This is a genomic window from Streptomyces sp. NPDC005302 (assembly GCF_040607345.1).
Taxonomy (GTDB): Bacteria; Actinomycetota; Actinomycetes; order Streptomycetales; family Streptomycetaceae; genus Streptomyces.
In genome coordinates, this window is sequence record NZ_JBEXGN010000022.1 from 96,735 (window position 1) to 110,087 (window position 13,353).

Below are 13,353 nucleotides of genomic sequence, written 5' to 3' on the forward strand. Positions count from 1 at the left end.
CCGCACACCCGTGGGTCTCCCGGGCTCAGCGCCCGCCGGACACCCGCAGCACCGCGCCCGTCGCGTACGACGCGTCGGCTGACATCAGCCACGCGACAGCGGCGGCGATCTCCTCCGCCCGGCCGGCCCGGCGCAGCGGAATCGACGCGGCCGCGCGCTCGGCACGGTCGGGGGCGCCCATGGCCGCGTGCATCTCGGTGTCGATCATTCCGGGCGCGACCGCGTTGACGCGGATGCCGTCGGCACCGAGTTCCTTGGCGAGTCCCGTGGTCAGCGCGTCGACGGCCGCCTTGCTCGCCGCGTAGTGCACGAACTCGCCGGGACTCCCGAGGGTGGCCGCGGCCGAGGACACGTTGACGATGACACCACCGCCCAGGGCCGTCATCGAGCGGGCCGCGCGGCGCGAACACAGCAGCGTTCCCAGCACGTTGACCTCCAGCACGCGCCGCAGGTCAGATGGATCGGCGTCCGCGAGACGGCCGAGCGGTCCGGTCACGCCGGCGTTGTTCACGAGTCCCGTCACCTGTCCGAGCCGGTCCTCGGACGTGCCGAACAGCCGCTCCACGTCGGCCTCGTCGGAGGTGTCCACCCGCACCGTGACGCACCGCGCGCCGGTCTCACGAACGGCGGACGCGGTCCGCTCGGCCGCGTCGGCGTCGCTGACGTAGCCGACGGCCACGTCGTGCCCGTCGGCCGCGAGCCGCACACAGGTCGCGGCCCCGATGCCCCGGCTGCCACCCGTGACGATCGTGACAGGACGTGCCATGACAACCTCCTCGCGCGGCCGGCCGCGTCACCCAGGTCCGCGGCCGGAAGTGGATCACCCACGATCGCAGATCCGCTCCGACGCCGCGCCACCGGCCGCGGTCGGTGGTCCGTGATCCGTGGTCCGTGATCCGCGCCCGGTCTCCGCGGTCCGCGACATCCGCGGCGGAAACGGAACCCGGTGCGGCCGGGCGCCGAATAACCCCGCCGACCCCCTTGGCGTGGCAGGCCCGGTGGCCAACACTGAGCCGATGACGCAGCGTGTGGAACTCGCGACCGTGATGGACCGGTTGGCCGTGGACGGACTCGTGACCGAGTACGCGGTGGCGGTGGACGACGGCGACTGGGACGCCTACCGAAGGCTGTTCACGAAGGACGGACGCGCCGACTACCGCACAGCCGGCGGCATCGAGGGCGACGCCGGCGAGGTCGCGCAGTGGCTCGCCCGCAGCCTGGAGCTGTTCTCGATGCGCCAGCACCTGATCGTCAACCGGCGCGTTCGCTTCGACCTCCTGGACCAGAACGCGGGCGACACCGCCCTGCTCCAGGCGGACTACATCAACCCGATGAGGCTGGCCGGCCAGGACAGAGCCTCCACCGCCCCCGACTTCGTGTGCGGCGGACGCTACGCGTTCGGCCTGCTGCGTACGGACGACGGCTGGCGGCTGCGTCAAGTGGTCGTCGAGGAGAAGTGGCGCCGGATGCCGCAACCCCGGAACGCCCCCGCGACGACCTGACCGGCCACGGCCCTCGGCCCCTTCCCGGTGGGCCCTGCCCCGGTGGGCCCTGCCCCAGTGGCCCCCGCCCCGGTCCCCTCCGCGCCGACGGCCCCGACTACCCCGCCCTCCCTCCCCGCCAACGTGCCAGGTGTCACGACCTGGGTCGCTTCCCCCGGTGCGCGCCCCGCCCCGCGCTCAGTGCCCCCTGTCGTAGATCGCCGGGGACGCGCACACTGGAGGGACCACCGGGGAGGGAGGCACGTTGTGACGAGGCCCGATCGCCCGCTCGGCCGATGGCTCGCCTCCCCCTGGAGGCGGAACGTCGTGGCGGCGCTGGCCGGCGCGCTGCCCATGTTCGCCTTCCCCGCCCCGTCCTGGTGGTGGTTCGCGTACGTCGCGCTGGTGCCCTGGATCCTGCTGGCCCGCGCGGCGCCCACGGGCAGGCGGGCCGCGTACGACGGCTGGCTCGGCGGGCTCGGTTTCATGCTGGCCGTGCACCACTGGCTGCTGCCGAGCCTGCACGTCTTCACGGTCCTCATAGCGGCCCTGCTCGGCGCGCTGTGGGCCCCTTGGGGCTGGCTCGTCCGCCGGTTCCTGGCGGGAGTGCCGTCACCGGGCCGGATCGGCGCCGCCCTGCTCGTCCTGCCCTCGGGCTGGCTGGCGATCGAACTCGTCCGCTCCTGGCAGGGGCTGGGCGGCCCCTGGGGTCTGCTCGGTTCGAGTCAGTGGCAGGTCGAACCCGCGCTGCGGCTGGCCTCGGTCGGCGGGGTGTGGCTGCTCAGCTTCCTGCTCGTCGCGGTCAACGTCGCGATCGCCGTCCTGGCCGCGGTGCGCGAGTCCCGGGTGCCCGCCCTGGCCGGACTGGTCGCGACGGCCGCCGTGACCTCGGCGGCCTGGGTGTGGTCGCCGCGCCCGGACGTCGACGGCCGCATACGGATCGCCGTCGTGCAGCCCGGCGTCGTGGACGGCAGTGCCAGTGGTGACAAGCGGTTCGACCGGGAGGAGGTCCTCACCCGGCAACTCGCGGGCCGGGCGGCCGACCTGGTCGTCTGGGGCGAGAGCAGCGTCGGGTTCGACCTCGCCGGCCGTCCCGACCTGGCGAACCGCATCGCGGCACTGTCGCGCGAGGTGGGCGCCGACATCCTGGTGAACGTCGACGCGCGCCGCTCCGACCGGCCAGGGATCTACAAGAGTTCGGTGCTGGTGGGTCCGCAGGGCCCGACCGGCGACCGCTACGACAAGATGCGGCTGGTCCCGTTCGGCGAGTACGTCCCCGCGCGTTCCCTGCTCGGCTGGGCCACCTCCGTCGGCAAGGCGGCCGGCGAGGACCGGATGCGCGGCACCGAGCAGGTGGTGATGGACGTCGGGCACGGGCTGCGCATCGGCCCGATGGTCTGCTTCGAGTCCGCGTTCCCCGACATGAGCCGCCATCTCGCCGAGGACGGCGCCGAGGTGCTGCTCGCCCAGTCCTCGACGTCGAGCTTCCAGCACAGCTGGGCACCGGAGCAGCACGCCTCGCTCGCCGCGCTGCGTGCCGCCGAGACCGGCCGCCCCATGGTTCACGCCACACTCACCGGAGTCTCGGCGGTCTACGGCCCGAGCGGCGAGCGGATCGGCTCCTGGCTCGGCACGGACGCGAGCGAGGCCACGGTGTACGAGGTGCCGCTGGCCACCGGCGTGACCCCGTACGTCCGCTTCGGGGACTGGCCGGTGCACGGTGCCCTGCTCGTGCTGGCGGCACTGTGCCTGACGGAGGGTGCCCGTGCGCTCAGAGTGCGGCGGAGCGCTCCTGAACCGCCAGGACAACCCGCTCGCACAGCTCATGAGTCGCCAGCGCGTCCCGGGCGCTGAGCACCTTTCCCGCACGGACGGCGTCGAGGAACGACAGGACCACCTGCTCGATGCCCCGCTGACGGGCCACCGGCACCCAGTCCCCGCGCCGCCGGACTGTCGGCTGTCCCTTGTGGTCCACGACCTCGGCGAGGTTGACGACCTGTCGCTTGGTGTCCTGGCCCGACACCTCCAGGATCTCCTCGTTCGAGCCGCTCATCCGGTTCATCACACCGAGCGCGGTGAAACCGTCTCCGGCGAGCTGGAGCACGATGTGGTGGAGCAGTCCGCCCTCCGTACGGGCGCGGACGGTCACGTCGTCGACCGGGCCGGGCACCAGGAACCGCAGGGTGTCGACGACATGGATGAAGTCGTCGAGGACCATCGTCCGAGGGGCCTCGGGAAGCCCGGTGCGGTTCTTCTGCATGAGGATCAGCTCGCGCGGGTGCTCGACGCACTGCGCGTATCCGGGCGCCAGGCGCCGGTTGAAGCCGACGGCGAGGCTGACGTTCCGTTCCTCGGCGAGCCGCACCAGCCGCTCGGAGTCGGCCAGTTCGTAGGCGAGCGGCTTGTCGACGTACGTCGGGACGCCCGCCTCCAGCAGGCGCGTGACGATCTCCGGGTGGGCGACCGTGGCCGCGTGCACGAACGCCGCGTCGAGGTCCTGCGCCAGGAGGTCGTCCAGGCCGGTGTGGCGCTGCGCCTCCGGCAGGTGAAGGGTGTCGGCGACCCGGGTGAGTGTCTCGGGGTTCCGCGTCTGGAGGTGCAGCTCGATGCCCGGCTGCACGCCGAGCACCGGCAGATACGCCTTCTGCGCGATGTCGCCGAGTCCGATGCAGCCGACCTTCACAGCGATCTCCTTCGTTCGTCCCAGCCTGTCCGCGGGCGCCTGTCCCGGCGCGCCCGTCCGAGGGCGGGGCCGGAGCCCCTGCTCCGTCGGAAGCATACGGCCGGCGCGTCGGGCGTCCGTCGGCGATGCCGTCCGCGCGGCACGGGAAAAGCGCAGGTCCGCCGTGGTCGGCGCGGTCGCCTTCCCGCGGAGGGCCGCGTGGGCGTCCGCCCGTCGCGACCGCGGGCCAGCCCGGACGGCACCCCTTCTCCGCCTGCCGGGGCGGGAAGCACCGACGATGGAGGGATCCGGCCCGACGGGACCGCGCCCCCGGCTCGCGTCCTCCCCCGTCGTCAGCTCGCCGGGCCTCGCGCCCGCCGGAGGAGCGGAAGGATCACTCGTGCGGGGCAACCTGCGCCTCTCTGCTCCCCAAAGCCGGGCGGAGTCAGCAGAGTTGTGGGGTGCATCGAACGACGACGACCGCGACGCTCCTGGTCACCGTGGCGGTCACCGCCCTCTCCGGCTGTATGACCGTCCAGCGGCCGCCCGCCTCCGGCCCGCCGACCGCTCCGTCCGGTTCCGCCGTGCCGTCGCCCGGTGGCAGGGCGGAACCGCAGATCGTGCAGGCGCCGGCCCGTGAGGCCCTGGAGCGGGTCGGCCCTGCGAAGAGGCCGAAGCCCGCCGCGTCACCCCGGCAGCGGGCGGCCGCGCCACCGGCCCCCGCACCGGCGGCACCCGCCCGTCCCCGCCCGCATCACCCGCGCCCGGCCCCTCCTGCCGCGCCGCGCCACTCGGAGCCTCGCGCCGCTGTCCCGCGTGTCTCCCCCGACGTACCGAAGAACGCGGACGTGTGTGCCCTGGGAAGGGCCTACGGGGGCTGGAAGGCGGACAGCCCGGAGGCGGTCATCTGCTCCGGAACCTACGGAAACTGACGTCCGCCCGGGGCGCGCCCGCACGGCGTCACGGACGCTGCCTCGGTGGTCCCAGGGTCTCGCCGCCGGGGCCACCGAACCGGTCGGGTCTGTTCGTGTCCACCGAGCCGCCGGTGTCCTGGATGCGCAGTTCGAGGCGGCCGATGGCCGCCCGGACGCCGTCGCCGTACCGGTCGTCCGTGAGCGCGCCGGTCGCTCCGCGCGCCCGGGTCAGATGCCTGCGCGCCGCCTCGGAACGTCCGAGTTTCACGTAGTCGGCCGCGAGGTTCAGATGGAGCGAGGGATAGAACGCGCGCACGGCGAGGGACTCGTGGTGCTCGGCAACCCTGCCGTCCGTCAGCTCGTCGGCGGCCGACAGGGCCCGCAGGTCCCACGCGAGTTCGTCCGCGGGGTCGTCCTGGGTGTCGGCCATGTAGTGCGCCAGGGTGCAGCGGTGCAGGGCGTCGCCGCCCTCGCCGATCTCCCCCCACAGATCCAGGAAGCGGGTGCGGGCCTCTTCGCGGTCACCGGCGTGATGCAGCATGACGGCCTGTCCGATCCTGGTCATCATGGCGTCCGGCGCCGCCTGCTCCTGTTGCTCCGCCACCGTGTCCTCCAGGCTCGTCACTGTCTTCGCCGACGCTAGCCCGAGCCACTGACAATCCCGCTCAGGCGCCCCCGTACACCGCTGGGCCAGGACGGTGACGGTCCTGGCCCAGTGATGGTCCCCGGCGGACGACGGTCAGCCGAGGTCCGGAACGGTCCAGTCGATCGGGTCGTGGCCCTGTGCGGCCACGGCCGCGTCGATCTGCGTGAACGGACGCGAGCCGAACCACTTCTTCGCGGACAGCGGCGAGGGGTGCGCCCCCTTCACCACCACGTGCCGCGTCTCGTCGATGAGCGGGAGCTTCTTCTGCGCGTAGTTGCCCCAGAGCACGAAGACCGCGGGGTCGGGGCGCTCGGCCACCCCGCGGATGACCGCGTCGGTGAACTTCTCCCAGCCCTTGCCCTTGTGCGAGTTGGCCTCACCGGCGCGCACCGTCAGCACCGCGTTGAGGAGCAGGACGCCCTGTTCGGCCCACGGCATGAGATAGCCGTTGTCCGGGATCGGGGTGCCGAGCTCCTCCTTCATCTCCTTGTAGATGTTCCGCAGCGACGGCGGGGTCTTCACTCCCGGCCGGACCGAGAAGCACAGGCCGTGTCCCTGGCCCTCGCCGTGGTACGGGTCCTGACCGAGGATGAGCACCTTCACCCGGTCGTACGGTGTGGCGTCGAGCGCGGCGAAGACCTCCTCCCGCGGAGGGTAGACGGGGCCGTTCGCACGCTCCTCCTCGACGAACTCGGTGAGTTCCTTGAAGTAGGGCTGCTGCAGCTCCTCGCCCAGTACGCCGCGCCAGGACTCGGGCAGCATGGCGATATCGGTCACGTCAACTTCCTCCGATGTGCGGTCACTTCCAGACCACAGAACCTACCGTCGCCCACTGACAACCGGTTCCGTGCCCCGTGCCGCTCACCGTCGGCCAGGACCCGACCCGGCTGCAGGTCCTGATGTCCGGCCGCACACGGGTCGTCGCGGCGGCCGGTCCGGGCCCCGCTACCAACTGGTCTTCCGGTCCAGTTCCCACATCGTCATGATCGTCGACGGGTCGAGGGCCCGCTCGCCGCCGGAGATCTCCCCGCTCGCGGCCACGTACTGCTTGCCCTGCCACAGGGGCAGCAGCCGTGCGTCGTCGACGAGGATCCGCTGGGCCTCCTCGAACTCCTTGACCACGGCGGCGCGGTTGGTCACGCCACGGGAGTCGGGCAGCAGGTGGTCGGTGATGCGCGGGGCCGGGTACGGCGTTCCGAGCGCGTTCTGTTCGCCGACGAAGGGCGCGATGAAGTTCTCGGCGTCCGGGAAGTCGGGGAACCAGCCGCGTCCGAACACCGGGTACTCGCCGTCGCGGTAGCCGGCCTCGTAGGTCTTCCAGGGGCGGCTTCTGAGCGTGACCGTGAACAGGCCGGTGCTGTCGAGCTGTCGCTTGAGCTCGCGGAACTCCGGAGCCGTCTCGGAGCCGTAGCGGTCGGTGGTGTACCAGAGGGTGAGCGGGACGCGCCGGTTGATCCCGGCGTCCAGCAGGATCTTGCGGGCCTTGGACGCGCTGGGGCTGCCGTAGGCGTCGAAGTAGCCGGTGGTGTGACCGACCAGGCCGGCCGGGACCATCGAGTACAGGGGGTCGACGGTGTCCCGGTAGACCTTGTGCGCGATGGCGGGCCGGTCGACGATCTGCGCGATCGCCTTGCGGACGGCGGCCTTCCCCGCCCAGGGGTCCTTCGGGTTGAAGACCAGGTAGCTGATCTCGGTGCCCGCGCCCTCGACGAGCTGGAGGTCTTTGTCGGTGCCTCCGTCCTGCAGGTCGACGATGTCGGAGGCGGCGAGCCCGCGGTAGGTGAGGTCGATCTTCCGGTCCTTCAGGGCCCCCACCATCTGGGCCGAGTCCGGGAAGTAGCGGATGGTCACCGCGTCGTTCCGGCGCTTGGCGAAGCCCTCGTAGTGGCTGTTCCTGACGAGTACGGCCTGCATGCCCTCCTCGTAGGAGTCCAGGCTGTAGGGACCGGAGCCGAAGACCTCGTCGCCCTTGTGCAGGGAGCCCGCCGGGTACTCCTCGGGGTCGACGATCGACATCGCCGGAGTGGCCAGTACGAACGGGAAGGTGGCGTCCGGCTGGTTGAGGTGGAAGACGACCTCGCGCTCGCCGAGCACCTGGACCCGATCGAGGCTGCCGAGCAGGCCCGCGGGGCCGCCCCGGACGTTGATCTTCCTGATCCGGTCGATGGAGTACTTGACCGCCCGTGCGTCGAGCGGGTCGCCGTCGGAGAACGTCAGGTCCGGCCGCAGTTCACAGCGGTAGGTGCGGTTGGTTCCGTCTGTGAACGCGCACTTCTCCGCCACGTCCGGCTGGGGGCTGACCGAGCCGTTCGGGTAGCCCAGCAGGGTCTGGTAGATGTTGCGGAACAGCTCCCAGGACCCGTCCCAGGAGGCGGCCGGGTCCAGCGTGCTCGGGGCGCTCGTGGTACCCACCACGATCGGCCCCTTGTCGTCGGACGAGCCCGAGGAGAAGACGCCACATCCGGCCACCAGGGTTATGGACGTGATCGCAGCCAGCTGTCTCAGGCATCTGTTCCGGTTGAACACGCGCACGCTCCTCGATCTGCCGTACCAAGGGTCGGCAGACCATACCGCAGCGTCCCGCCGCCGGAACCGTCTTCGCGGCAGGGCACTTGATCAGCACGTTTGTGACTACGTTGTCAGGATCCTGTGAACCGTCCGGCGCTCCGGATATCGGACTCCGCGTCGTCCGACGCGGGCACTCGCGTCGTCGACCGCCCACAAAACAAGGGCCGGTGGCCTCCCGCGTGCGGGAGGCCACCGGCCCTTGGCTCGGGGAGCATTCCCCGACCGTGTCTCAGGCGACGCCGGCGTTCAGGAACAGACCGCCGTCGACCACGAGCGTCTGACCGGTGACCCAGTCCGACTGCTGCGAGGTGAGGAACGCGGCGGCCCCGCCGATGTCGGTGGGCACGCCGAGCCGGTTGAGCGGGTAGGCCGCGGCGGCCTCCGCCTCACGGCCCTCGTACAGTGCGGCCGCAAACTTCGTCTTCACGACGGCGGGCGCGATCGCGTTGACGCGTACCTTCGGCGCGAACTCGTGCGCCAGCTGCACGGTCAGGTTGATCATCGCGGCCTTGCTGATGCCGTACGCCCCGATGAACGGGGAGGGCGCGAGGCCGGCGACGGAGGCGATGTTGACGATCGCGCCGCCGTTCTCGCTCTGCCAGGCCTTCCAGGTCTGCTGGGCGAAGCCGAGCGCGGAGACGACGTTGGTCTCGAAGACCTTGCGCGCCACGTTGAGGTCCAGCTCGGCGATCGGGCCGAACACCGGGTTCGTACCGGCGTTGTTGACCAGGTAGTCGACGCGTCCGAAGGCCTCCATGGCGCGTTCCACGGCGACGGCCTGGTGGGCCTCGTCGTGCGCCTTTCCGGCGACACCGATGACACGCTCGGCGCCGAGTGCCTCGACGGCCTCCTTGAGGGCGTCCTCGTTGCGGCCCGTGATGCAGACCCGGTCGCCGCGGGCGACCAGGGCCTCCGCGACGCCGTAGCCGATGCCGCGGCTCGCGCCCGTGATGAGCGCGACCTTGCCCGAGAGTTCGGGAAGAGTGGTCATGTCGGATTCCCCCGGCCTCAGTTGAGCGGTCCGCCGGCCACGTACAGCACCTGGCCGGAGACGAATCCGGCGGCTTCGCCGGTGAAGAACGCGATGCTGTTGGCGATGTCGTCGGGGTTGCCGACGCGCTGCACGGGGATCTGCGTGGCGGCGGCGGCCTGGAAGTCGTCGAAGTCCATGCCGACGCGGGCGGCGGTGGCGGCGGTCATGTCGGTGACGATGAAGCCGGGCGCGACGGCGTTCGCGGTGACACCGAACTTGCCGAGCTCGATGGCGAGCGTCTTGGTGAAGCCCTGGAGTCCGGCCTTGGCCGTGGAGTAGTTGGCCTGGCCGCGGTTGCCCAGCGCCGACGAGGACGACAGGTTCACGATCCGGCCGAACTTGGCCTCCACCATGTACTTCTGGACGGCCTTCGCCATCAGGAAGGCACCGCGCAGGTGCACGTTCATGACGGTGTCCCAGTCGGTCGCGCTCATCTTGAACAGCAGGTTGTCGCGCAGGACACCCGCGTTGTTCACCAGGATGGTCGGCGCGCCGAGCTCCTCGGCGATGCGGGCGACGGCGGCCTCGACCTGGGCCTCGTCGGAGACGTCGCAGCCGACCGCGAGGGCCTTGCCGCCGGCGGCGGTGATCTTCTCCACGGTGTCCTTGCACGCGGCCTCGTCGAGGTCGATCACCGCGACGGCGCGGCCCTCGGCGGCCAGACGTACGGCGGTCGCGGCGCCGATGCCGCGCGCGGCACCGGTGACTACGGCGACGCGCTGCTCAGTGGTGGACATTGCTGGTTCTCCTCGCCCTTGGAAAAGCCGGCCCAAGCCCGGCCAAGCTGTCTCGACAACCTTGCGGCGCCTTCGGAAGCCCGAAGGACCTGCGGCTCACACGGTACGCCCGTCCGGTGAGCGACCGCTTAGTACCTTCAGCAGACGTGACGCTAGAAGCCCTGGCACCCGGTGTCAACGGCACACCGCGCGCATGTGATCCATTACCTGACCAGCAGCTGGAGCAACCGCTCGGTCTCGGCCTGCGGATCGGCGGTCAGGCCGGTGTGCACGGGGCCCGGCTGGACGACCGTCGAGCGGGGTGCGATCAGCCAGCGAAAGCGCCGCCCGGCGTCGTCGCCGGCCGCCTGACCGGCGGCTTTCCCTCCGGCGCAGACCCCTTCGACGGCGCGTAGCGCGGCTCGCACGCCCGCCACGTCGGCGCCCGGGTCGAGAGCGAGCAGCTTGCCCTCGTCCAGATGGGTGCGGGCCGCCACGAAGGTCCGGGCGCGGCAGTACACCAGCACGCCCGCGTTGAAGCACTCCCCGCGTTCGACGCGCGGCACCACCCGCAGCAGCGCGTACTCGAAGACGTCCCGCTCGCTCACTTGTCCCCCTCGATGCCGTCGACGCCCTTGATCCGCCGGTGGATGACGCCGGCCCGTGCCAGCAGTGGTCGCGCGTACGCGCGGCGCAGCGCCTCGGCCGACTCGAATCCGGGTTCGTCCGCCAGCCAGGCATCGGGGATCTCGGCGGTGACCTCGGCGAGCAGGTCCTCGGTGATCAGCGGGGCCAGCTCGGCGGCCGCTGCCGCGATGTCCGGGCGGAAGGGCGCGAGCGCGTGGTCGGCGATGTCGTAGGGTTTGGCGGCGGATGCCTCCGCGCCGGGCCAGTGGTGGTGCCAGATCATCGTGGCACCGTGGTCGATGAGCCACAGTTCGCCCTGCCACATCAGCAGGTTGGGGTTGCGCCAGGACCGGTCGACGTTGTTGACCAGGGCGTCGAACCAGACGATCCGGCCGGCCTCCTCGGGGCCGGCCTCGAAGGCCAGCGGGTCGAAGCCGAGAGCGCGGGAGAGGAAGTCCATCCCGAGGTTCGGGCCGCCGCTCGACTTCAGCAGTTCCTGGACCTCCTGGTCGGGTTCGCCGAGGCCGAGGACCGGGTCGAGGCCGATCGTCACGAGTCCGGGCACCCGCAGTCCGAGCCGGCGCGCCAGCTCACCGCAGACGACCTCCGCGACGAGCGTCTTGCGCCCCTGGCCCGCGCCGGTGAACTTCATGACGTACGTCCCGAGGTCGTCGGCCTCGACGAGTCCCGGCAGCGAGCCGCCCTCACGCAACGGCGTGATGTAGCGGGTGGCGTTGACTTCCTTGAGCATCGCCCCAGGCTACTGGGGCGTTCACGCCCGGCCGACGCAGCCCGCGGGCCTCGCCCGAACCGGTTTCGCGGTCGGGGACCCCCGTCGCGGTGGCCCTCCTGTCGACTCGCTGTCGATCCGGTCAAGAAGTCCTCATGCCCTGAACAGGGCGGACGGCCCGACCGTACTTCTGATCAGATCCATCTCATGTCCGTCGAAGGGAACGTCAGCATGACCAGCGAATCGCTTCACCCCGTGCCGGGACCGGCACGGCGCACCGTCGTGGCGGCGGTCGGCGCGGCGGGACTCGCCGTGGCGCTGACCGCGTGCGGTGCGGACGACAAGGCCTCCGACAGTGTGGCCCCGGGCGACGGCGGGGGCGGCAGCAAGAGTTCGGGCAGCGGGGCCGGCGGCGGCACGGAGCTGGCGAAGACCGGCGATATCCCGGAGGGCGGCGGCAAGGTCTTCGCCGACCAGGGAGTCGTGGTGACCCAGCCGGCGGCCGGCACCTTCAAGGCCTTCTCGTCCAAGTGCACCCACCAGGGCTGTGCGGTCAAGGGCATCGCGAACGGCGTGATCACCTGCCCCTGCCACGGCAGCCAGTTCTCGGCAACCGACGGCAGCGTGAAGAAGGGGCCCGCGACCAGTGCCCTGGCCGCCGCGACCATCACCGTCGAGGGAGACTCGATCAAACTCGCGTGACCGTCCGGGGCGTCACCGCCGGGGCCCCTTCAGGCAGGCGAGCACGTCGTCGGTCGTCGTGATGGTGGCGACCAGCGCGAGGGTGTTCCGGATCATCGCGGGGGTGTACTCGGCGGGCACCCCCGCGATGGCGTCCGCCGGCACGACGACGGTGTAGCCGCGGTTCACGGCGTCGAACACGGCATTCGGGACGGCGATGTTGGCGGACACGCCGGTCACGACGAGGGTGCGGCAGCCCAGATTGCGCAGCAGCGGATCGACGTCGGTGCCCGCGATCGGGGAGAGTCCGTGCAGCCGGCGGACGACGAAGTCCTCCTCGGCGACCACGATGGGCGGCGCGACCCGCACCGCCGTGGTGCCGGTCAACTGCTGTACGGGCAGGCGTTCGGCGGCGCGGAAGAGCCGGGCGTTGCGGTTCGCGCCGCGGCCGTCCGGGCGCCGCTCGGCCACCGCGTGCACGACCTGCACGCCGCTCTCGTGCGCCGCTTCGACCAGCCGGGCGACTCTGGCCAGCACTCCGGAGGAGCGTGCCTCCTTGGCGAGTTCGGGTAGCGCGCTGTCCTGGCCCACGACACCCTGTTGGCACTCGATGGTGAGCAGTACCGTGCCGGCCGGATCGAGGAGTTCGCTGAGGTGCTCGGACGACGGCATGACTCTCCTTGTCGTCGTGGGTCGGGGCGGGCGAGCGTAACGACCATTGCGTGAGGACGGAAGACACCTCATGCTTTTCTGACGGAACGTCAGAAACCCCGGCCCACAGGGAACGGGGCCGACAGACACAGGACGAGGGGACCGCATGGCCGTCACTCAGCGCCGAGGCCGGAAGATCATGATGACTCCCGGTGAACTGGACGAGTTCCTCACCACCCAGCGCACCTGCCGCGTCGCGTCCGTGTCGAAGGACGGCGTCCCGCACGTCAGCGCGCTCTGGTTCACCTGGGACGGCGCCTCTCTGTGGCTCTACTCGGTGGTGCGCAGCAAGCGCTGGGTGCAGCTGCGCAACGACCCGCGCGTCGCCGTGGTGGTCGACTCCGGTGAGGAGTACGGGGAGTTGCGCGGCGTCGAGCTGTCCGGCACCGTCGAGTTCGTGGGCGAGTTCCCGCGCACCGGGGAGCTGTGCGCCGAACTCGACGTCCCGGAGACCCTGTTCGCCCGGAAGAACTTCGGCCTGGAGGAGATGCCGCACGACGGGCGGCACGCGTGGATGCGGCTGACGCCGGACGCCATCGCCTCCTGGGACTTCCGCAAGCTGCCCCCGATGTAGCCGAACCACG

14 protein-coding genes are annotated in these 13,353 nt (G+C 71.4%); 4 read left to right on the forward strand and 10 right to left on the reverse strand.

The window, feature by feature from the left end; translation table 11 throughout:
- Nucleotides 1-25: 25 nt before the first annotated feature.
- Nucleotides 26-766: a glucose 1-dehydrogenase gene (locus ABZT74_RS27890; protein ID WP_356439056.1), complete on the reverse strand. Its 741-nt coding sequence runs from the start codon at nucleotides 764-766 to the stop codon at nucleotides 26-28.
- Nucleotides 767-1,016: 250 nt separating this feature from the next.
- Here ABZT74_RS27890 and ABZT74_RS27895 point away from each other — a divergent pair, with 250 nt between their 5' ends.
- Nucleotides 1,017-1,502 (forward strand): nuclear transport factor 2 family protein, encoded by a 486-nt coding sequence (locus tag ABZT74_RS27895; protein WP_356439060.1) that lies wholly within the window; start codon nucleotides 1,017-1,019, stop codon nucleotides 1,500-1,502.
- A gap of 246 nt (nucleotides 1,503-1,748) precedes the next feature.
- Nucleotides 1,749-3,335: an apolipoprotein N-acyltransferase gene (gene lnt / locus ABZT74_RS27900; RefSeq protein WP_356439063.1), complete on the forward strand. Its 1,587-nt coding sequence runs from the start codon at nucleotides 1,749-1,751 to the stop codon at nucleotides 3,333-3,335.
- Here the strand turns inward: lnt and ABZT74_RS27905 are convergent.
- The 8 genes from ABZT74_RS27905 to ABZT74_RS27940 all read right to left on the reverse strand — a co-directional run bounded on the left by ABZT74_RS27905 (nucleotide 3,253) and on the right by ABZT74_RS27940 (nucleotide 11,398).
- Nucleotides 3,253-4,164, reverse strand: a complete 912-nt coding sequence (locus tag ABZT74_RS27905) for a Gfo/Idh/MocA family oxidoreductase (protein ID WP_356439066.1) — start codon at nucleotides 4,162-4,164, stop codon at nucleotides 3,253-3,255. The two genes, lnt and ABZT74_RS27905, sit on opposite strands and share 83 nt — an antisense overlap.
- Nucleotides 4,165-5,103: 939 nt before the next feature.
- Complete coding sequence (locus ABZT74_RS27910) at nucleotides 5,104-5,661, reverse strand: hypothetical protein (protein ID WP_356167625.1); 558 nt, start codon at nucleotides 5,659-5,661, stop codon at nucleotides 5,104-5,106.
- Between the two features lie 135 nt (nucleotides 5,662-5,796).
- A complete protein-coding gene (ung, locus tag ABZT74_RS27915) occupies nucleotides 5,797-6,480 on the reverse strand; it encodes a uracil-DNA glycosylase (RefSeq protein WP_356439069.1) in 684 nt (227 codons plus the stop codon).
- A gap of 168 nt (nucleotides 6,481-6,648) precedes the next feature.
- A complete protein-coding gene (locus tag ABZT74_RS27920; protein ID WP_356439072.1) occupies nucleotides 6,649-8,229 on the reverse strand; it encodes an ABC transporter substrate-binding protein in 1,581 nt (526 codons plus the stop codon).
- A gap of 271 nt (nucleotides 8,230-8,500) precedes the next feature.
- On the reverse strand, nucleotides 8,501-9,262 hold the full coding sequence (locus tag ABZT74_RS27925) for an SDR family oxidoreductase (protein ID WP_356167621.1): 762 nt from the start codon (nucleotides 9,260-9,262) through the stop codon (nucleotides 8,501-8,503).
- Nucleotides 9,263-9,279: 17 nt separating this feature from the next.
- Nucleotides 9,280-10,041 (reverse strand): 3-oxoacyl-ACP reductase FabG, encoded by a 762-nt coding sequence (gene fabG / locus ABZT74_RS27930; RefSeq protein WP_081223210.1) that lies wholly within the window; start codon nucleotides 10,039-10,041, stop codon nucleotides 9,280-9,282.
- Nucleotides 10,042-10,244: 203 nt separating this feature from the next.
- On the reverse strand, nucleotides 10,245-10,628 hold the full coding sequence (locus tag ABZT74_RS27935; protein ID WP_355867303.1) for a DUF3037 domain-containing protein: 384 nt from the start codon (nucleotides 10,626-10,628) through the stop codon (nucleotides 10,245-10,247).
- Nucleotides 10,625-11,398, reverse strand: coding sequence for a HipA family kinase (locus ABZT74_RS27940; RefSeq protein ID WP_356439075.1), 774 nt, complete (start codon nucleotides 11,396-11,398; stop codon nucleotides 10,625-10,627). The genes ABZT74_RS27935 and ABZT74_RS27940 overlap by 4 nt, the downstream gene beginning before the upstream one ends.
- 210 nt (nucleotides 11,399-11,608) lie before the next feature.
- Here ABZT74_RS27940 and ABZT74_RS27945 point away from each other — a divergent pair, with 210 nt between their 5' ends.
- Nucleotides 11,609-12,079: a Rieske (2Fe-2S) protein gene (locus tag ABZT74_RS27945; protein ID WP_355867308.1), complete on the forward strand. Its 471-nt coding sequence runs from the start codon at nucleotides 11,609-11,611 to the stop codon at nucleotides 12,077-12,079.
- A gap of 12 nt (nucleotides 12,080-12,091) precedes the next feature.
- Here ABZT74_RS27945 and ABZT74_RS27950 read toward each other — a convergent pair whose 3' ends face one another.
- The gene (locus tag ABZT74_RS27950) at nucleotides 12,092-12,730 is read right to left on the reverse strand and encodes a cysteine hydrolase (protein WP_355867311.1); all 639 of its coding nucleotides are present in this window, start codon (nucleotides 12,728-12,730) and stop codon (nucleotides 12,092-12,094) included.
- 145 nt (nucleotides 12,731-12,875) lie between these two features.
- Here ABZT74_RS27950 and ABZT74_RS27955 point away from each other — a divergent pair, with 145 nt between their 5' ends.
- Nucleotides 12,876-13,343, forward strand: coding sequence for a pyridoxamine 5'-phosphate oxidase family protein (locus tag ABZT74_RS27955; RefSeq protein ID WP_355867314.1), 468 nt, complete (start codon nucleotides 12,876-12,878; stop codon nucleotides 13,341-13,343).
- The last annotated feature ends 10 nt before the right edge of the window (nucleotides 13,344-13,353 follow it).